General features: G+C 65.9%; 19 protein-coding genes, 1 tRNA gene and 1 pseudogene. 4 read left to right on the forward strand and 17 right to left on the reverse strand.

The window, feature by feature from the left end; genetic code table 11:
* Positions 1-94: 94 nt before the first annotated feature.
* Positions 95-580, reverse strand: a complete 486-nt coding sequence (locus G6N25_RS22175) for a pyridoxamine 5'-phosphate oxidase family protein (RefSeq protein WP_083076124.1) — start codon at positions 578-580, stop codon at positions 95-97.
* Positions 581-692: 112 nt separating this feature from the next.
* On the reverse strand, positions 693-1520 hold the full coding sequence (locus G6N25_RS22180) for an alpha/beta fold hydrolase (protein ID WP_158084918.1): 828 nt from the start codon (positions 1518-1520) through the stop codon (positions 693-695).
* A gap of 169 nt (positions 1521-1689) precedes the next feature.
* Between G6N25_RS22180 and G6N25_RS22185 the strand changes: the two genes are divergently transcribed.
* Positions 1690-2892 carry a cytochrome P450 family protein gene (locus tag G6N25_RS22185; protein ID WP_142272806.1) on the forward strand — a complete coding sequence of 401 codons (1203 nt, stop codon included), beginning with the start codon at positions 1690-1692 and terminating at the stop codon, positions 2890-2892.
* An 88-nt stretch (positions 2893-2980) separates the two neighbouring features.
* A complete protein-coding gene (locus G6N25_RS22190) occupies positions 2981-3850 on the forward strand; it encodes a cyclopropane mycolic acid synthase family methyltransferase (RefSeq protein ID WP_083076118.1) in 870 nt (289 codons plus the stop codon).
* An 11-nt stretch (positions 3851-3861) separates the two neighbouring features.
* Here G6N25_RS22190 and G6N25_RS22195 read toward each other — a convergent pair whose 3' ends face one another.
* From G6N25_RS22195 to G6N25_RS22210, 4 genes and pseudogenes are all read right to left on the reverse strand, one after another.
* Positions 3862-4149, reverse strand: coding sequence for a HigA family addiction module antitoxin (locus G6N25_RS22195; RefSeq protein ID WP_083076116.1), 288 nt, complete (start codon positions 4147-4149; stop codon positions 3862-3864).
* 257 nt (positions 4150-4406) lie between these two features.
* Positions 4407-4643 (reverse strand): annotated as a pseudogene (locus G6N25_RS24365) (helix-turn-helix domain-containing protein); the annotation flags it as partial.
* A complete protein-coding gene (locus tag G6N25_RS22205; protein WP_232065887.1) occupies positions 4636-4914 on the reverse strand; it encodes a type II toxin-antitoxin system RelE/ParE family toxin in 279 nt (92 codons plus the stop codon). The pseudogene G6N25_RS24365 and the gene G6N25_RS22205, both read right to left, overlap by 8 nt.
* A gap of 268 nt (positions 4915-5182) precedes the next feature.
* A tRNA-Pro gene (locus G6N25_RS22210) sits at positions 5183-5256 on the reverse strand.
* 904 nt (positions 5257-6160) lie between these two features.
* On the opposite strand from G6N25_RS22210, the gene G6N25_RS22215 reads away from it, so the two are divergent.
* Entirely contained in the window at positions 6161-6598 is a 438-nt protein-coding gene (locus G6N25_RS22215; RefSeq protein ID WP_083076112.1) for a group I intron-associated PD-(D/E)XK endonuclease, read from the forward strand.
* On the opposite strand, the gene der is transcribed toward G6N25_RS22215, so the two are convergent.
* From der to G6N25_RS22245, 6 genes are read right to left on the reverse strand one after another with little or no spacing between them, the layout of a single operon-like run.
* Positions 6555-7952 carry a ribosome biogenesis GTPase Der gene (der, locus tag G6N25_RS22220; protein ID WP_083076109.1) on the reverse strand — a complete coding sequence of 466 codons (1398 nt, stop codon included), beginning with the start codon at positions 7950-7952 and terminating at the stop codon, positions 6555-6557. The two genes, G6N25_RS22215 and der, sit on opposite strands and share 44 nt — an antisense overlap.
* Entirely contained in the window at positions 7949-8638 is a 690-nt protein-coding gene (cmk, locus tag G6N25_RS22225; RefSeq protein ID WP_083076107.1) for a (d)CMP kinase, read from the reverse strand. The genes der and cmk overlap by 4 nt, the downstream gene beginning before the upstream one ends.
* Entirely contained in the window at positions 8635-9378 is a 744-nt protein-coding gene (locus G6N25_RS22230; RefSeq protein WP_083076105.1) for a pseudouridine synthase, read from the reverse strand. The genes cmk and G6N25_RS22230 overlap by 4 nt, the downstream gene beginning before the upstream one ends.
* Entirely contained in the window at positions 9378-10073 is a 696-nt protein-coding gene (scpB, locus tag G6N25_RS22235; protein ID WP_083076103.1) for an SMC-Scp complex subunit ScpB, read from the reverse strand. Before scpB ends, G6N25_RS22230 begins: the two co-directional genes overlap by 1 nt.
* Entirely contained in the window at positions 10070-10882 is an 813-nt protein-coding gene (locus G6N25_RS22240) for a segregation/condensation protein A (protein WP_083076101.1), read from the reverse strand. Before G6N25_RS22240 ends, scpB begins: the two co-directional genes overlap by 4 nt.
* Positions 10879-11742 carry a ParA family protein gene (locus G6N25_RS22245; RefSeq protein WP_083076099.1) on the reverse strand — a complete coding sequence of 288 codons (864 nt, stop codon included), beginning with the start codon at positions 11740-11742 and terminating at the stop codon, positions 10879-10881. The genes G6N25_RS22240 and G6N25_RS22245 overlap by 4 nt, the downstream gene beginning before the upstream one ends.
* 193 nt (positions 11743-11935) lie before the next feature.
* Here G6N25_RS22245 and G6N25_RS22250 point away from each other — a divergent pair, with 193 nt between their 5' ends.
* Positions 11936-12688, forward strand: a complete 753-nt coding sequence (locus tag G6N25_RS22250; protein ID WP_083076097.1) for an O-methyltransferase — start codon at positions 11936-11938, stop codon at positions 12686-12688.
* Between the two features lie 10 nt (positions 12689-12698).
* On the opposite strand, the gene xerD is transcribed toward G6N25_RS22250, so the two are convergent.
* The 5 genes from xerD to steA all read right to left on the reverse strand — a co-directional run bounded on the left by xerD (position 12699) and on the right by steA (position 18251).
* The gene (gene xerD / locus G6N25_RS22255) at positions 12699-13637 is read right to left on the reverse strand and encodes a site-specific tyrosine recombinase XerD (protein ID WP_083076095.1); all 939 of its coding nucleotides are present in this window, start codon (positions 13635-13637) and stop codon (positions 12699-12701) included.
* Positions 13634-14257 carry an NUDIX domain-containing protein gene (locus tag G6N25_RS22260; protein WP_083076093.1) on the reverse strand — a complete coding sequence of 208 codons (624 nt, stop codon included), beginning with the start codon at positions 14255-14257 and terminating at the stop codon, positions 13634-13636. Before G6N25_RS22260 ends, xerD begins: the two co-directional genes overlap by 4 nt.
* Positions 14250-16001, reverse strand: a complete 1752-nt coding sequence (locus tag G6N25_RS22265) for a CTP synthase (protein ID WP_083076091.1) — start codon at positions 15999-16001, stop codon at positions 14250-14252. Before G6N25_RS22265 ends, G6N25_RS22260 begins: the two co-directional genes overlap by 8 nt.
* 99 nt (positions 16002-16100) lie before the next feature.
* Entirely contained in the window at positions 16101-17045 is a 945-nt protein-coding gene (locus tag G6N25_RS22270; protein ID WP_083076089.1) for a copper transporter, read from the reverse strand.
* Positions 17046-17069: 24 nt separating this feature from the next.
* Positions 17070-18251, reverse strand: a complete 1182-nt coding sequence (gene steA, locus G6N25_RS22275; protein ID WP_083076087.1) for a putative cytokinetic ring protein SteA — start codon at positions 18249-18251, stop codon at positions 17070-17072.
* Positions 18252-18301: the final 50 nt, after the last annotated feature.

The raw sequence follows: 18301 nt of genomic DNA on the forward strand, positions 1-18301 counted from the left end.
GGTGACGTCGACTCACATATCTGCATGCCCACCAGTGTGCACCTGCCTATCGCCGTGTGCAGAGTGGAGTGCCCGCATCCCGAATCGAATCTGGCTAACCCTCCTTGAGGAGGTTCGTGAGGAAAGCGGGTAACCGGCCAGCGTCAAAGTCATAAAACCGCGCCCATTGCGGCTCGATCGAGATGCGCACCATCTGCTGATACGTCGACCGCACGTTGCGTTCGAATTCGGCAAGTTGAGGTTCGTCCATTGACCTCCTCGCTGCCGCGAGGTACTCCTCGGTGACGCCGTCGACGGTTTCCAGTGTGGCGAGGCCACGCACCAAGAGGGCCTTCGCCTCTCCCGGCGTGGTGCCGGTGTCGATCGTCAGTGCGACTTCCGGGCGGGCCGAAAGCGCGCGGGCTTTCGGGGAGGTCGGTGCCGTGGAGACAACGATGCGTTCGCCGGTCCAGTAGAACCCGACGGGGATGACCCGCGGGAAGCCATCGTGTCCGTTGTAGGCGAGCCGGGCCATGGAGCCGGAGAGTAGCTTCTGGGCACCGGGGTGGGCGAGCTCTCGAGCCAACTCCTGCTTGTTCATCACACCGGTACTCCTACCCTATCCGGCCCGAGCTTGAAACGTACTTCGATGAAGGACAAACATCACCGCGACGAATTCACCTCTGGTGAAACCACATTGGACCAGGTTTTCCCTAGGAGGGCCTCATGAATGTGCGCAGTGAGTCGTTGTACTTCTGCGGACCTTCCCAGAACATCGCGTGGCCCCCACCTTCGTCAGCTTCGAAAACGACGAAGGAAGAGCCCGGAACGGCCTCGTGGATCCCTTGCGTGATTTTCACGGGTACCTTCGACGCGCGTCCGCCAATGACCAGGGTGGGCACCTTGACCAACGCATACGCATCCCACCAATCACCGAAGGCGGCCCAGCGAAAAAGTTTGGCCATGTACGGGCGAGGGAGCTTGAGCCCCTCACAGTAGAAGGCCTCCTTCGCCGACTCCTCCGCGTCGTCGGTGAGGAATTGGTCGCTAAAACCCTTGGAGAAGGTGATGGCATCGGGACCTTCAAGGGCGTCAATCGCGGCCAATGCCTGGTCCGCACTGAAGATTCCGTCACGCAGGTGGCAGGGCGAATCGTCGGAGAAGACAATCGCCCGCAGTCGAGAATCACCGTAAAGCTCGAGGTAGGTCAAAATGATTTTGCAGCTACCGGAATGGCCGAGGATCGTCACGTCGTTGAGGTCGAGTGCGCGGAGAAATCCGTCGAGGTCTTTGGCCAACGTAGAGTAGGTGTAGCCGTGCTCGGGTTTGTCCGACTCGCCATGACCACGGGGATCGAGAGCAATCACCCGGAACTCGTCGCACAGTCCTTCAAGCTGATGCTTGTACAGCGACGCGGCATGACCGAGTCCGGGCAACATCATCAGCACCCGGCCCGCGCCGGCCTCCCAGTAGCGCAAAGTCACCCCCGGTGCGACCTCGACGCCCTTTAATTCAGCCCGCAATGAGAACGATGTGGTCACCGCACTACCTCCCATCGACTTGCTCGCTATCTCGCTATGAGGCCTATGAGGCCGTCACCTTCGGGTCGTCAGCCTATGGCCGTACGCTAGAAGTCCGTCGGCCGCACTACGACACAGGTCATGCAGCACCCACAAGGGAGCGATCATCACGCAGTTTCAGGACACGTCGGTGGGCGCCTCGATTGTGTTGGACAGCCCGGCCATTGTGGCCAACCCGTTCCCGGTCTATGAGCAGTTACGTCGGGAAGCCCCGGTCTATCGAACTCGGATGAGCTATCTGGGCGAAGCTGACGTCTATGCGCTGTCCCGGTACCGGGACTGCGTCGATCTGCTCACCGACGATCGCATGCGCCGGACTATCGAAAGGCCTGAGCCACTGCTGCCGGTACCCAAGGCATTTCAGCTATTGACCACCGACAGCATGCTCGTCAAAGACCGACCGGAGCATTCGCGGCTGCGCAAGCTGGCCAGTCGCACGTTCGGCCGGAAAGCCATCGCCCGTATGTCAGAGCGCATCGACGCCATCACCGGCGACCTGCTCGACGCGTTCACCCCCGGCCAGCAGATCGACCTGCAGGCCGACTACGCGGCGCCAGTCACATTCACCGTGCTCAGCCAGATGGTCTGCGCTGATGAAGCCGACCAGGCCCGCTTCCCCGAGATCAATCAGATGCTCGGGGCGCTGGGAATGCCCCAATATGGGATTGGGCAGATGTTGGCCAAGGCAGAGGGCACGGCCGCGTTCGTGCGCGAAATGATTGAGCGGCGCCGGGCCGAGCCGGCCGATGACATCGTGACCATGTTGGTCCACGCGAACGAGGACGGCGACACGCTGTCCGACGACGAAATCGTCGCGATGTTGTTTCTGCTGGTGGTCGCCGACTCGGAAACCACCTTCAGCCTGATCGCCAATGGCGTCGCCGCTCTGCTGACCCACCCCGACCAACTTGATCTGCTCAAAACCCGCCCGGATCTGATCGATTCTGCGGTCGAGGAGATCCTGCGCTATACCGGCACCATCGGGAGCACCGAAGTGTTCCACCCCCAGGAGGACATCGAGTTGCATGGGGTCACCATCCCGCGCGGGGCGAGGATCCTCCCGTTGTTGGCCTCGGCAAACCGCGACCCCGCGGTGTTCGACGATCCCGATACTTTCGACATCACCCGCACCCCCAACCGCCACATCGCCTTCAGCAAAGGCGCACACTTCTGCCTGGGCGCGAAACTTGCTCGGATGGAAGCAGGTATCGCGATCTCGAACCTGATCAGCAAATTCCCAGAAATGCGACTGGCCGTCGACCCCGATGACTTGGAGATCGCGCGGGTGCCGATTCTGAGACGCTTCACCAGCCTGCCCGTCGTCCTCAACTGACCTGAGGTGAGGCGCCCGTGGCAAACTTCGGAATTCGCCTTACAGTAGATCGCGACGCCGGCGGGGTTCAAGGAGAAAGGCGACGAACATGACCGACGAGCTGACGCCGCATTTCGAGGACGTGCAGGCGCACTACGATCTATCCGACGACTTCTTCCGCCTGTTCCTCGATCGCACCCAGATGTACACGTGCGCCTATTGGCTTGGCGGCGAGGACATGACCCTCGAACAGGCGCAGATCGCCAAGATCGACCTCTCGCTGAGCAAGCTGGGCCTGCAGCCGGGCATGACACTGCTGGACCTCGGTTGCGGCTGGGGCGCTGCCATGATGCGAGCCATCGAGAAATATGACGTCAACGTCGTCGGCTTGACGCTGTCCAAGAACCAAGTTGCCCACGTCGAGCAGCTGTTCGCGGCGTCGGATAGCCCGCGTTCCAAGCGGGTGCTGCTCGAGGGCTGGGAACGCTTCCACGATCCGGTGGACCGGATCGTGGCGATCGGCCCGCTCGAGCATGTCGGCTACGACCGTTACACCGCTTTCTTCGAGAGGGCGTATGAGCTGTTGCCGGCCGGCGGCACGTTCTTGCTGCACACGATCACCGTCCTCTCGGAGAAGGAAATCATCGCGTCGGGATTGCCGCTGACTCCGGCGATAGTCGAATTCAGCGACTTCATGAAAACTGAAATCTTCCCCGGCGGCTATCTGCCGACCATCGATATGGTGAAGGAGTTCTCGGCGAAGGCCGGCTTCAAGCTGAAGCGTCGCCAGTCGCTGCAGCGGCATTACGCAAAGACTTTGGACGTCTGGGCCGCGGGCCTCGAGTCGCATAAGGACGAGGCCATCGCGATTCAGTCCGAAGAGATCTACGAGATGTACATGCGCTATCTCACCGGCTGCGCGAATCTCTTCCACAAGGGCTACATCGACCTCAACCAATTCACTTTGCAGAAGCGGTGATTGCGGTCTCGTCAGCTGATGCGCTCGATGGTGGCGAGTTCTGTCCCGATATGTTCACGAGCGATTTCGGCGTCGTAGTGCGCCTGTATGTTGATCCAGAACATGTCGCTCAGTCCTAGTGCACGCGAAAGCCGCAGCGCGGTGTCGGCGCTGATGCCGCGTTTGCCGTGCACGATCTCGTTGATACGGCGGGGTGGCACATCGATCGTTTTGGCGATCCGATACTGCGAGATGCCCAGCGGGTCAAGGAATTCGGTCTTGAGAATCTCGCCGGAATGGGTGGGCGCGAAGTCGGCCATTTGTGTTGTCCTTTCTAGTGATAGTCGACGAGTTCGACATTGCCGGCGCCGCTGGCACTCCAGGTGAAGCAGATGCGCCACTGGTGTTATGAGGTGGCGCTGGCCCGCTTTTGCGCAGCAGCGGCGACCTTCGCAGGCCGGCGAGTCAGCCGCGCCGAGCTGGCTTGGCGCTTCTTTTTAGGCGGAACCTTCGCAGGCTCACTCACGGGTCCCGTTGTCCTATCGTGGAGGTTATCGATCGGGCGGACGTCAAACATTAGGCCGACAGACGGCAGCATATTCACAAGCGCATCCAAGCTGAACTTGTGTAGTTTGCCGTTCATCAAATCCGAAACCCTTGGCTGGTTGACGTGAAGAATTTCTGCAGCCTCAGTCTGGGTCCAACCACGTTCCTTGATCCGCTCCTCGATAGCGATCATCAGAAGCGAACGCGCGGTGAGGTTCGCCGCCTCCTCCGGAGTGTCGGCGATGTCGTAGAATACGCTCTTAGCCACCTTTTGCCTCCTTATATCGCCGTTTAGCCTTCTCGATGTCTTTCTGCGGGGTTCGTTGTGTCTTCTTCTCAAAGACGTGCAGGACGTAAACGGTCTCCCGAAACTTCGCGACATACATAAGGCGAGCGATGCCGTCCGGATCGGACACTCGAATCTCATAAGTGCCTGCACCAATGTCAGGCATGGGTTTGTAGTTGTTCGGCATCAGCCCGAGCTGGACTCGAAGTAGCTCGTGACCAAGATCAAAGCTGCGTCGCAGCCCGAAGCTCACGGATGTCGCTGCGTGTGGTGCCAAGCCATTCAACGAGCCTCAACTCCACGCCAGCTACTATATCAGCACCAATATAACCCGTGCGGTGGTTCCCATGTGGAAGCAAGCCAACTTGGATAGGCGACGTCACTTGAGTGGCTGCCGAGGGTTCGGTGTTCACTCGCCAGGGACTACCAACCCGCTGGCGCACCAAAAGGCCCCAAACGGAAAAAGTTCCGAACCTAATGCAGGTTCGGAACTATTCCGATGTCCTGAGACATCACATGCGTCGGGCTGACAGGATTTGAACCTGCGACCCCTACACCCCCAGTGTAGTGCGCTACCAAGCTGCGCCACAGCCCGCTAGTCCGCCGCAACAATTCGGCAGACGCGAGGGAACGATACCTCAGTGTTGAACCCGACTATTCGCAGGGCATGCCGGTGAGCACGTGGGAGGGTTCCAGCGCTGACGGTGGGCAGCGGCTGGGCTGGTTGTGCCTCGATTTGGTGTGTGTCGCGCCGGGCGGCGATTTTCAGAGAGTCTGGGCACGCCTGCTGTCTACCGTCCAGGTCAACCGATACGCCGTAAGCCATGGCGTTTCAAATCGTCCAGTTACACGTTCATAGCGGTCGGCTAAAGCGCCGACCTGCCGGGAAACGTCGGACGCCGCTGGGATCATGGCATCTGTGGACGCATGAACCTCACACATTGTGCCGAAGCCGCGAACACCACCAACGAAATGGGAAAAGCGTGCTACCGCTACTTCCTGAGGGGGGCAAGTGGTCACAGGTTCAAATCCCGTCAGCCCAACCGCATGGCGTCTCTGGACACCGGAACGGTTTCGAGCCCGGATTGGTTTCAGAACCATTCCACAAGGATGGCGCGACATAGGGTGCGACACGGTAATATCGTGTCATGAGGCGCTATTCGGACACCCAATTGATTGGGGCCGTCCGGGCTTCTCGCTCCTGGCGCGGCGTCCTGCGAGCGTTGGGCCTCGCTGCCACCTCCGCGGCTGCTATGCGCTCCGTACGCGCCCACGCCGACCGGCTTGGACTCGACTACAGCCACTTCACTGGCCAGCGACGCTGGACCGACCAACAGCTCGCCGCTGCCATCGGATCTGCTACGAGCTGGGCTCAGGTCGCAGAGAAGCTCGGGCTGGCCGGCGGATCAAGTACGACGACAATACGCGGACACGCCGTACGACTCGGTCTCGATACCGCCCACCTGGCCCCGCCACGAAAGCCGCAGACACCAACGCTCATGATGCGTCCGGAACGCGCCAATCTGGCCAGAGCGGGCTCGCTCATGGCAGCGGCATGGTTCGAGCTGTGTGGCCGTTCCGTCTCCTGGCCGCTTGAGCCGTGCCGCTACGACCTCCTGGTTTGGACTGGCGCCGCAGCCCAACGCATCCAAGTCAAGACGACCACGGTGAAGCAAGGGGGCGCGTGGACCGCATGGATTTCCAATTCCGGCAAGGAACGCGCGACATATGGCCCGGACGAGATCGACTACTTCTTCGTTATCGACGGTGACTTCGGCTACTACCTGATCCCCGTAGCGGCCGTCGGCGGTCTGACGGCGATCCGGCTCGCGGCGTATTCGGAGTACCGGCTGCTCGCCGCTGCACCGGTCGACGACGACCTACCCGACTGCGTTAACGCCGCTTCGGCCCCCGCTTTTCGCGGACCCGCACGTTGATCCGGATCGGGCTGCCCTCGAAGCCGAACGTCTCGCGCAGCCGCCGCTCCAGGAAACGCCGATAGCCGGCCTCCAGAAAACCCGTGGTGAACAGCACGAACGTCGGCGGGCGTGCGGTGGCCTGGGTGGCGAAGAGGATGCGCGGCTGCTTGCCCCCACGCACCGGCGGCGGCGTCGCCGCGACGACCTCCTTGAGCCAGGAATTCAGCGGGCCGGTCGCAATCCTGGTGTCCCAGGACGCCAGCGCGGTTTCCATCGCCGGCACCAGCTTCTGCACCGCCCGACCCGTCTTGGCGGAGACGTTGACCCGCTGCGCCCACCGCAGCTGCGTCAGCTCGCGGTCGATCTCGCGCTCCAGCAGTTCGCGACGGTCCTCATCGACCAGGTCCCACTTGTTGAAGGCCAGCACCAGCGCGCGGCCGGCCTCGATCACCATCGACAACACCCGCTGATCCTGTTCGGTCAACGGCTCCGACGCGTCGATCAGCACGATCACCACCTCGGCGGCATCGATGGCCGAGTGGGTGCGCACCGAGGCGTAGAACTCGTGCCCGCTGGCCTGGCCGACCTTGCGCCGCAGGCCGGCGGTGTCGACGAACCGCCACACCCTGCCGCCCAATTCGATGAGCGAGTCCACGGGATCCACCGTCGTCCCGGCGACCTCGTGCACCACCGAACGTTGGTCCCCCGCAAGCTTGTTCAGCAGCGAGCTCTTGCCGACGTTGGGCTTGCCGACCAGCGCCACCCGCCGGGGACCGCCCGGCGCCGGCGCCGCTTCGGACACCACCGGCATCGCGGCCAGCACCGCGTCGAGCAGATCGGCGACGCCGCGACCGTGCATCGCGCTGATCGCGTGCGGCTCACCGAGACCCAGCGACCACAACGCTGCCGCGTCGGCTTCTGCCTTATCGTTGTCGACCTTGTTGGCGGCCAAGAAGACTGGTTTACCCGACCGGAGCAGGATGCGGGCCGCGGCCTCGTCGGCGGCGGTGGCGCCCACGGTGGCGTCCACCACCAGGACCACCGCATCGGCGGTGCGCATGGCCACCGACGCCTGCTCGGCCACCAGCCGCTGCAAACCCTTGGCGTCGGGCTCCCATCCCCCCGTGTCCTGCACGACGAAGCGGCGTCCGGTCCACAGCGCCTCGTAGGACACCCGGTCCCTCGTCACGCCGGGAACGTCCTGCACCACCGCCTCACGCCGGCCCAGGATGCGGTTGACCAACGTCGACTTTCCGACGTTGGGCCGGCCCACGATCGCCACCACGGGCGCGGGGCCAGCGTCCTCCGCTAGCTCAAAGTCGGAATCGACGGTCTCCCAGTCGCTTTCGTCGCTCCACGTGCCCTTGGTCACCGCACCGCCCCGCTTCGCTGCTTGACCAACTCCAGCAGGTGAGCGATCACCTGAGCCTCGGTCATCTCGCTGGTGTCGACGATCACCGCGTCGGGGGCCGCGCGCAGCGGCGACACCGGCCGGGTGGAATCGAGATGGTCGCGGCGGCGCACGTCGGCCAGCACGCCCTCATAGTCGTCGACCAGACCCGACGCGACGTTCTGATCGTTGCGCCGCCGCGCCCGGGTTTCGGCCGACGCGGTCAGGAAGATCTTCACGGGCGCGTCGGGCAAGACCACGGTCCCGATGTCCCGGCCCTCGACGACGACGCTGCCCGGGCCGGCGGCCATCGCCCGCTGCAGCCCGACGAGCCGGGCCCGCACGGCGGGAACCGACGACACCGCCGAGACCGCGCGGGTGACTGCGTCGCCGCGGATCTCGGACGAAACATCCTCTCCGTCAAGGCAGTAGCGATCCCCGGCGGGATCGGGGTCCACCGACATCCGCACCGCCTCCCCGATCTGCCCGACGGCTTCGGCGTCCGTCGGGTCGATTCCGGCGCGCAGCACCGCCAGCGTCACCATCCGGTACATCGCGCCGGTGTCCAGGTAGCGCGCCCCCAGCGCACGCGCCAATCCCTGTGACACCGAAGACTTCCCGGTTCCGGCCGGACCGTCGATGGCGACAGCGATCCCGTTGCCACTCACAGGCCCACCGCCTTGTACAGCTGCCCGATCTCGTCGCGGCGCAGCGCCCGGATGCTGCCCGGGCGCTGCTCCCCCAACGACACCGCACCGATATCTGTGCGCACCAGCGCCTCCACCGGAAACCCCGCGGCCGCCAGCAGCCGGCGCACGATGCGATTGCGCCCCTCGTGTAACGTCAAGCGCACCAACGTCTTACCAGGAATGGCGTCTACCACCGCGAAATCGTCGACCCGCGCCGGCCCGTCGTCCAACTCGATCCCGGCCCGCAGCTTCTTGCCCAGCCCGCGCGGCACCGACCCGGTGACCGTCGCCAGATACGTCTTGGGCACCTCGTGGGAGGGGTGCATCAACCGGTGTGCCAGCTCGCCGTCGTTGGTCAGCAGGATCAGCCCCTCCGTGTCGGCGTCCAACCGCCCGACGTGAAACAGTTTCTTGTTGCCCCGCACCCGGCGTTCGATCAGGTCGCCGATGCACGGCCGGCCGCGACCGTCGGACATGGTCGAGTGCATGCCGCGCGGCTTGTTCAGCGCCAGATACACCAGCGAGTCGTCGACGGCGACCCTGGCCCCGTCGACGCGGATCACCGATACGTCCGGGTCGACGCGGGTGCCCAGCTCGGTCACCACGTGTCCGTCCACCTCGACGCGGCCGTCGACGATCAACTTCTCGGCGGCCCGCCGCGACGCGATTCCGGCCTGGGACAACACTTTTTGCAGGCGGATCCCCTGGGGTTCGACCATCAATCCTGGTCCACGTCGAACGACAGCGCTTGTTCGGACGGCGGGCCGCCCGCGAGTTTGATGAAACGTGGCTCGCTGTCCAGGGATTCGCTCAGGTCCTCGATCGTGTCGACGTCGGGAAGCAACGGTGCGATATCGGGAAGCTCGGCCAGCGACTGCAACCCCAGGCGCTCCAGAAACAGCCCGGTGGTGGCGAACGTCGTCGCGCCGGTGTCGCCGTCGACCCCGGCTTCGGTGATCAGTCCGCGCGCCAGCAGGGTGCGCATGACAGCGTCGACGTTGACGCCGCGGACGGCGCTCACGCGCGCACGCGTCACCGGCTGCCGGTAGGCTACCACGGCCAGCGTTTCCAGCGCGGCCCGGGTGAGCTTGGACCGCGCCCCGTCCAGCAGCAGCTTTTCCACGTAGGGCGCGAACCGGGCGCGGGTGTACAGCCGCCAGCCCTCGCTGGTCTGACGCAGGTCGATGCCGCTGTCGCGCTCGGTGAGGTCGTCGGCCATCTGTCGCAGCCTGGCGGCGATCCGGTACACGGGCTGCTGCGTCGCCGCGGCCAGCGCCTCCACCGTCACCGGGGTATCCACCACCAGCAGCAGCGCCTCCAGCACCGCGCCGAGCTCGCCGGCGTCCATCGGCGCCGCCTCGGCGATCTCGATACCCAGGTCGACATCGGGCTCTTCGGGCTCGGATTCGGTCATTCGTCCCGCACTTCTACCGGACGTTCCCCGGTCCACGAAATTTGGAGCACGCCAAGCGGCTCTGACTGGTCGAATGCTACCGTCCGGGTCCGATACAGTTCGAGCAGCGCCAGGAAGCGCCCGACGACCTCCATCGGCGCCTGACAGTCCGCGACGAGCTCGGAAAACGTCGCCCAGCGGCCGCTGCCCCGCGCTTCCAGGATGGCCAGCAGTTTCTCGGCCTGCTCGGGAACCGAGACCTTCACCTCATGCAGGTGCCCGGTGTCCACCGTCGGGACCCGGCGGGGGGTGAAGGCGACCGCGGCGATCTCGGCGAACCGTTGCGCGTCGACGCCGAGCATCACCTCGGGGAGCAGGTCGGTGAACCGGTCCTCCAGCGACACCGCGCGCGGATAGCTGCGCAGCGCGGCGGCCTCCAGCTCGGCGAACATCTCCGCGACGTGCTTGAACGCCCGGTACTGCAGCAGCCGGGCGAACAGCAGGTCGCGCACCTCCAGCAGCGCCAGGTCCTCCTCGTCGTCGACCTGTCCGGCCGGCAGCAGCCGCGCGGCCTTGAGGTCCAGCAGCGTCGCGGCGACCACCAGGAAAGCCGTGGTCTCCTCCAGGCTCAGCTCGGGACCGATCTGGCGGGTGTAGGCGATGAAGTCGTCGGTGACTTGGTGCAGCGCCACCTCGGTGACGTCGAGGCGGTGCGCGAAGATCAGCTGCAGCAGCAGATCGAACGGCCCCTCGAAGTTGGTTAGGCGAACTTGGAAACCGGTCGAGAAGCCGTTCTGCTGTGGCGCCTCACTCGTCAGCTGGGGGTTCACGCGCCGAATCGGTCGATGAACTCGCGCGCCAGGGCGCGGTAGGCGATGGCGCCCGCCGACTTCGGCGCCCAGGTGGTGATGGGTTCGCCCGCGACGCTGGTTTCCGGGAACCGGACGGTGCGGGTGATCACGGTGTCGAACACCAGGTCGCCGAACCGCTCCACGACGCGGGCCATCACCTCGCGCGAGTTGACCGTGCGGGGGTCGTAGCGGGTGAGCAGGATGCCGCTGATCTCCAGCTTCGGGTTGAGCCGGTCGCGCACCTTGTCGACGGTGTCGGTGAGCAACGCCAGGCCGCGCAGCGAGAAGAACTCGCACTCGGTGGGGATCACGACCCCATCCGCGCAGGCCAGACCGTTGACCGTGAGCAGACCCAGCGACGGCTGGCAGTCGATCAGCACGTAGTCGTAGCGATCGAGCACCGGATGCAGCGCCCGCGCCAGGGTCTGCTCGCGCCCGACCTCGTTGACCAGTTGGATCTCGGCGGCCGACAGGTCGATGTTGCTGGGCACCAGGTCCATGTGCTTGATCCGGGTGGAGATCAGCACGTCGTCAACCGACACTCGCGGCTCCACCAGCACGTTGTGGATCGTCTTTTCCAGCTCGTAGTGCGGAACTCCCAGGCCCGCCGACAGGGCGCCCTGCGGGTCCATGTCGACCAGCAGCACCCGCCTGCCGTACTCCGCGAGCGCGGCGCCCAGGTTGATCGTCGACGTGGTCTTCCCGACGCCGCCCTTCTGGTTGCACATCGCGACGACCTTGGCCGGGCCGTGCGAGGTGCGCGGCTCCGGCTCGGGGATCGCCCGCGGCGGACGTCCCGTCAGGCCGACCTCGACGCCGCTGTCGCGGTGCTCGGTCATGCCCGGGGTGGTCGGGAGGTGAACATCGCAGGAAAGTCTAACGGCTTCGAGCGCTTACGCCGGGCGACCCGCAGGCAACTAACCAGCCAATATGAAGCAAGTGTCGCCGAGAGGGCGCCCGGGCGCGCCGAGAGTTAACATCAGTCACACCAGCACCATTGGACTCCCCGCGGCGGGACTATCGTGGTTCGTCATGGACCTCAAGCGGCGCATACCCATCTTGCGGTGGTCGGTCTGGCGGATGGCCACTGCGACGCGCAACATCACGACCACAGGCCAAATCGGTGACGGACGCGAAGCGGCCGCGGTCGAATACGTGCTCAAGAACGCCCGGGCCGGCGACGTCGACGACGTGCTGGCCACCATCGACAAGTTCGCCTACGAAAAGTCGATCCTGATCAATGTCGGCGACGAGAAGGGGCTGCTGCTTGACACCGCCGTACGTCGCGCCAATCCCGCCCTCGCGCTGGAGCTGGGCACCTACTGTGGCTACGGCGCGCTACGGATCGCCAGGGCGGCTCCCGACGCCAAGGTGTATTCCGTCGAACTCGCCGAGGCCAACGCCGCCAACGCCCGGCGGATCTGGGAGCACGCCGGCGTGGCTGCCCGGGTGACGTGCGTCGTCGGAACCATCGGCGATGGCGGGGGCACGCTGGACGTGCTCGCCAATGAGCACGGATTTGGCTCCGGTGCACTCGATTTCGTGTTTCTCGACCACGACAAGGACGCCTACCTGGACGACCTGAACAGCATCCTGGACCGGGGCTGGCTCCACCCGGGCACGGTCGTGGTCGCTGACAACGTCAGGATCCCAGGCGCGCCAAAATATCGCGAATACATGCGCCGGCAGCAGGGCAAGCGGTGGAACACCGTCGAGCACAAGGCGCACCTCGAATACCAGTCACTGGTGTCCGACCTGGTGCTGGAGTCCGACTACCTCGGCTAGAGCTCCCGGGCTATTGCGCGCGCGGGTGCGCCCCCGCCCACACCTCGCGCAGCGCGTGCACGGTGACCAGCGTGTAGATCTGCGTCGTCGTCACCGAAGCGTGGCCCAGCAACTCCTGCACGACCCGCACGTCTGCGCCGCCCTCGAGCAGGTGGGTGGCGAAGGAATGCCGCAGCATGTGCGGCGACACACCCGACGTGATGCCGGCGCGGTCGGCGGCGTCCTGCAGCACCTGCCATGCGCTTTGCCGGGACAGCCGCCCGCCGCGCGCGTTGAGGAAGATCGCGGGCGTCCCGCGGCCCCGGCGCGCCAGTCCCGGGCGGCCCCGCACCAGATACGCGTCGAGCGCCTCGATGGCGGGCCGCCCCACCGGCACTAGCCGCTGCTTGCCGCCCTTGCCGCGCAGCAGCACGGAGCGGGCCTGGGTGTCGATGTCGTCGACGTCGAGGCCGACGGCTTCGGAGATGCGTGATCCGGTGGAGTACAACAGTTCCAGCAGCGCTCGGTTGCGCAGGGTCAGCGGGCCGTCGCCGGGGCTGTCGCCGCCCGCGGCCTCCAGCAACGCCAGCACCTCGTCGACCGTCAGGCTTTTCGGCAGCCGGCGGCCCGGCGTCGGGGGCCTGACGGCCCGCGCCACGTCCAGTTCGGTCAGGCCCTCGGCGGCGGCGAACCGGTGCAGGCCGCGCACCGCGATCAGCGCCCGCGCCGCCGAGACCGCCGACAACGCCGCCGTTCCGGACTCGGGATCGCCGCGGCGCAGTGCCACCAGGAACTCGCTGACGTCGTCCTCGCCGACCTTGGCCAGATCGTGAATTCCGCGGTCGGACAAATGCTTGGTGTAGCGGCGGAGGTCGCGGCGATAGGAGCTCAGCGTGTTTTTCGCCACGCCCCGCTCGATCGTCAGGTGGTCGAGGTAGCCCTGCAGTTGCGTGTCGAGAGCCGCCGTCATTGCGCAGCCTTACGCGCGGCGAACGCGGTCGGCTTGTCGATCCACCGGCTACCCACCGGCCGCGTCAGCATGAACTCGGTGGTGACGACCTGCGCGGCCAGAATGCCTGCCACGGCAATGGCATTGACGATCTCGCCATTGAGCACCTTGAGGGCGGCCTCCTCGAGGGGATACCAGGCCAGCGTCATGTCGGCTTCTTCGTCGTGGGCCTCGGGCCGGTCCACCTCGGTCAGTCCGGTGGCCAGGTAGACGCGCACCGATTCGTCGCTAAAGCCTGGAGTGGAATCGAGGTCGACGAGCACCCGCCAGGTGTCGGCCTTCAGTCCGGCCTCCTCTTTGAGCTCCCGGGCGGCGGTCAGGTGCGCCGGCTCGCCGCCGACGTCGAGCAGCCCGGCGGGCAATTCCCACAGCCGGCGGCCGAAGGCGTGGCGGTACTGGTAGACCATCGGGATGTTGCCGTCGTCGTCCATGGCCACCACGGCCACCGCGCCGAAGTGCTCGACGACCTCGCGGGTGACGAGCTTGCCGCCCGGCATCCGGACTTGATCGCGGCGCAGCGCGAAAATCTTTCCGGTGTGCAGCGTTTCGGATGACGCCGTCTCGAAGACGTGTTCAGCCACGAGTCGCGGGCTCGGGTAGCGGCCGCTCGACGCTGTCTCGATGCTGGTTGCCGTTGGACGAGCGCTCGGGAATTTCCACCGGCAGCTGCTCGCCGGCTTGGTAGTCCAGGGCCGCCCGGACGAACGCCACGAACAGCGGGTGCGGCCGGGTGGGCCGGCTCTTCAGTTCGGGGTGCGCCTGGGTGCCGACGACGAACGGGTGCACGTCGGGCGGGTATTCGACGAACTCGACCAGGTGGCCGTCGGGCGAGGTTCCCGAGAAGCGCAGGCCGCTTTCGGCGATCTTGTCGCGGTAGGCGTTGTTGACCTCGTAGCGGTGCCGGTGCCGCTCGGACACCTGGGTGCTCCCATACGCTTGGGCCACAATCGAATCCGGCTGCAGCACCGCGGGGTAGGCCCCCAGCCGCATGGTGCCGCCGAGATCGGCTTCGCCGGCCACGATGTGCTCCTGGTCGGCCATCGTGGAGATGACGGGATCCGGTGTGCCCGGCTCGAATTCGGCCGAGTTGGCCTCCGTGAGACCGACCGAGCGGGCGGCTTCGATCACGATGCACTGCAGCCCGAGACACAGCCCCAGCACCGGCAGCCCGCGCGCCCGGGCATGCCGGACGGCGCCGATCTTGCCCTCGATCCCGCGGATGCCGAATCCGCCGGGGATCAGCACGCCGTGCACGTCGCCCAGCGCGGACGCGGCGCCGGTGGCGCTCTCGCAGTCGTCGGAGGGCACCCAGACCATCTCGACCTTGGCGTGGTGCTTGAACCCGCCCGCCCGCAGCGCCTCGGTGACCGACAGGTAGGCGTCGGACAGCTCAACGTACTTGCCCACCAAGGCGATTCGCACTGTCTCGCGCGGTTCGTGAACGCGGCGCAGCAGGTCGTCCCATTCGGTCCAGTCGACGTCGCGGAACGGCAGGTTCAGCCGGCGCACCACGAACGCGTCGAGTTCCTCGCGGTGCAACACCTTCGGGATGTCATAGATCGACTTCGCGTCCGGGGTGGAGATGACGCCGTCGATGTCGACGTCACACATCAGCGCGATCTTGTTCTTCAGCGCTTCGGGCACGTCCCGGTCACAGCGCAGGATCAGCGCATCCGGGGTGATACCGATGCTGCGCAGCGCCGCCACCGAGTGCTGGGTCGGTTTGGTCTTGAGTTCACCCGACGGGGCCAGGTAGGGCACCAGCGACACGTGCAGGAAGAAGACGTTCTCCCAGCCGAGGTCGTGGCGGACCTGGCGGGCCGCCTCGAGGAAGGGCTGCGACTCGATATCGCCCACGGTGCCGCCGATTTCGGTGATGACGACGTCCGGGCGGTTGCCGTCGGCGTCGGGCTGGGCCATCGCCAGGATGCGGCGCTTGATCTCGTCGGTGATGTGCGGGATCACCTGGACGGTGTCGCCGAGGTATTCGCCCCGTCGTTCCTTGGCGATGACGGTCGAATAGACTTGCCCGGTAGTGACATTCGCCGAGCCGGACAGGTCGCGATCCAGGAACCGCTCGTAGTGGCCGACGTCGAGATCGGTCTCGGCGCCGTCCTCGGTGACGAAGACCTCGCCGTGTTGGAACGGGTTCATCGTGCCCGGGTCGACGTTCAGGTACGGGTCGAGCTTCTGCATCGTCACGTGCAGCCCGCGGGCGGTCAGGAGCTGACCGAGGCTGCTGGCGGTCAGCCCCTTGCCCAGCGAGGAGGCGACGCCACCGCTGACGAAGAGGTGCTTGGTGGCGGATTGCGGGTGCTTGCGCACTGGCGACCTCCGTGAAGACGGGCAGGGCTTGAATGGGCCTGCCGACCCACGGAAACCCACCCTAACATCCACGACGCTGTGTCGTGGGGAACACGCCCGCTACTGGGGCACCGTGATCGACGTCGCGCCGTGCCCGGTGCCGTACTGCCCGACGTGGCCGCCGTTGATCAGATCGTGCAGGCCCAGCACCGCGGTGATCCGCCCGGGCGCGGCGTCGACGTCATCGACGGTGCTGATCGCCGAGGACATGCCGGCGTCGGCGCGGGTCACAGCGACCGCGGCGCCTCCCGTCGCCGAACCGTCGTGCCCGGCCAGCAGCGTGCCCGAGCCGTGCGGCGCCAGCGCGGCGGAGAACCGGGCCACGGTGACGCCCTGATTGCCGGCGTCCTGGGGCAGCGCGCCGCCAGTGATGATCAGCGCGGCGTTGGCCGCGCCGAGGTGATCGGTGGGCTGGTAGGTGATGAATCCCGTGTCGCGCAGCGACGCCAGCACGGTGTCGCGCTGGGGCTCATCGATGGGGGGCACGGCCGGGTTGGCGTTGATCATCAAAGCGATGCCCAACAGGTCGCCGGCCTGCGAACCTTGGTCGACGAGCTTGGTGCTCAGCTGCTGGCCGGCGGGCAGGATCGACGAGTTCACCACGGTCCGCAGTTTTTCCGCGGAGTTGGCGTCGACGAACTCCTGCGTCAGCGCCACGGTTCCGGCGACCGTGCCGCCGGCCTGCCCGACGAATTTCGAGACCGCGGCGACGTCGTCGTCTTTGGCATCCGGGGTGCGGAACACGACCACCGATTTGCCACCCAGCGCGTCGTGCACCATCCGGCCGGCCAGCTGATTGTCGAAATTGTTTGCCGCAGCAAGCTTTTCGTTCAGCACATTCTTTTGGTCGTTGAGCCCGCCGATCTGCGTGTAGAGGTCACGCTTCTCGTCGCGCAGGCTGGACAACAGGGTGTCCGACAAGAAGCCGGAACCCAGCACGACACCCACCGCCAACGCCAGGAAGACGGCGGCCAGCGATAAAGCGTGTTGGCGTAACGAGATCATTTAACGCACCGTCCTCGAAAGGGCTTAGGTGACCAAGTGCTGCACCCACAGGGAGAAGCGGTCCCAGTATTGGATGATCCAGTGCAGCACCACGCCGTCGGTGCGTGACACCCACAGGGCGACGATCACGGCGATCAGCATCGTCAGCGCCAGCAGCGCGATGGCGCCCGCCGAAATGTGGTTGCGGTACAAGGTGGCGACCGCCTGGGCGTCCACCACCTTTTCCCCCACCCTCAGCCTGGTCAGGAAGGTCGACGGGTTGCTTTGCGCGCGGGTGCGGTCAAAGAACGTCTCGATGTTGGCGGTGTGGCCGGCCGTGACGAGCAACGCGGCGCCGTGGTGATCGGCCAGTAGCAGGGCCAGGTCGACCGCCGAGCCCGCGGCCGGGAAGGTCATCGCCCCGACGCCGAGGTCCTGAATTCGTTCCAGGCCGGGCGCGTGGCCGTCGGCGTCGGCGGGCAACACGACGTGGGCGCCACACTTGAGGGCGTCGGTGCTGATCTTGTCGGGGTCGCCGACGATGATCTGGGGGCGATATCCGGCCTTGCGCAACACATCCGCGCCGGTATCGACGCCGATGAGCACCGGTTGGTACTCCTTGATGAACGGCTTCAGCGAGCGCAGGTCGTCCTCGGCGCTGGGCTCGTCGGCGACGATCACCACGTGCCGGCGGCGCAGGTCGACGTCGATGTCGGGGATGCCGATGCCGTCGATCAGCAGCGGGCTTTCGCTCTTGATGAACTCAATCGTGTTGCCGGCGAACGCCTCGAGGTGGGCGGCCAGGCCGCTCTTGGCCTCGCGCATCAGGTCGGCGATGTCGTGGTCGGTGCGCTCGGTGCCGCGGGCCAGCCGGCGGTCGCCGGCGTACACCCCGCCCTCGTGCAGGCGAATCTTGGCGCCGTCCTTGACCTTCTTGAAGACGTCGGGCCCGGTCTCGTCGATCAGGGTGACGCCGTTGTTGACCAGCACCTCGGGGCCAAGGTTCGGGTAGCGGCCCGAGACCGAGGGTGAGGCGTTGACGACGGCGGCGATGTCCGCTTCCACCAGCGCGTCCGCGGTGATGCGATCGAGGTCCAGGACGTCGAGGACCACGATGTCGCCGGGGCAGACCCTGCGCAGCAGGCGGTCGATGTTCCGGTCGACCCGGGCGGTGCCCGTCAGGCCCGGCCGGGAGGTATTACGCGATAGCAGCCCTGACATCTTCATGGGGGCGATTCTGTCCGTGAAGCGCGGGCGAGGCGAGGAGGCGCGCCGTA

The sequence above is a fragment of the Mycobacterium heidelbergense genome, assembly GCF_010730745.1.
GTDB classification, from domain to species: domain Bacteria; phylum Actinomycetota; class Actinomycetes; order Mycobacteriales; family Mycobacteriaceae; genus Mycobacterium; species Mycobacterium heidelbergense.

Bases quoted from the DNA above. Each gene is read 5' to 3' on its own strand.
- steA (WP_083076087.1), bottom strand. From the start codon at position 18,251: ATGAAGATGTCAGGGCTGCTATCGCGTAATACCTCCCGGCCGGGCCTG.
- G6N25_RS22270 (WP_083076089.1), bottom strand. From the start codon at position 17,045: ATGATCTCGTTACGCCAACACGCTTTATCGCTGGCCGCCGTCTTCCTG.
- G6N25_RS22250 (WP_083076097.1), top strand. From the start codon at position 11,936: ATGGACCTCAAGCGGCGCATACCCATCTTGCGGTGGTCGGTCTGGCGG.
- G6N25_RS22215 (WP_083076112.1), top strand. From the start codon at position 6,161: ATGATGCGTCCGGAACGCGCCAATCTGGCCAGAGCGGGCTCGCTCATG.
- G6N25_RS22195 (WP_083076116.1), bottom strand. From the start codon at position 4,149: ATGGCCGACTTCGCGCCCACCCATTCCGGCGAGATTCTCAAGACCGAA.
- G6N25_RS22230 (WP_083076105.1), bottom strand. From the start codon at position 9,378: ATGGTCGAACCCCAGGGGATCCGCCTGCAAAAAGTGTTGTCCCAGGCC.
- xerD (WP_083076095.1), bottom strand. From the start codon at position 13,637: ATGACGGCGGCTCTCGACACGCAACTGCAGGGCTACCTCGACCACCTG.
- scpB (WP_083076103.1), bottom strand. From the start codon at position 10,073: ATGACCGAATCCGAGCCCGAAGAGCCCGATGTCGACCTGGGTATCGAG.
- G6N25_RS22245 (WP_083076099.1), bottom strand. From the start codon at position 11,742: ATGACCGAGCACCGCGACAGCGGCGTCGAGGTCGGCCTGACGGGACGT.
- G6N25_RS22190 (WP_083076118.1), top strand. From the start codon at position 2,981: ATGACCGACGAGCTGACGCCGCATTTCGAGGACGTGCAGGCGCACTAC.
- G6N25_RS22175 (WP_083076124.1), bottom strand. From the start codon at position 580: ATGAACAAGCAGGAGTTGGCTCGAGAGCTCGCCCACCCCGGTGCCCAG.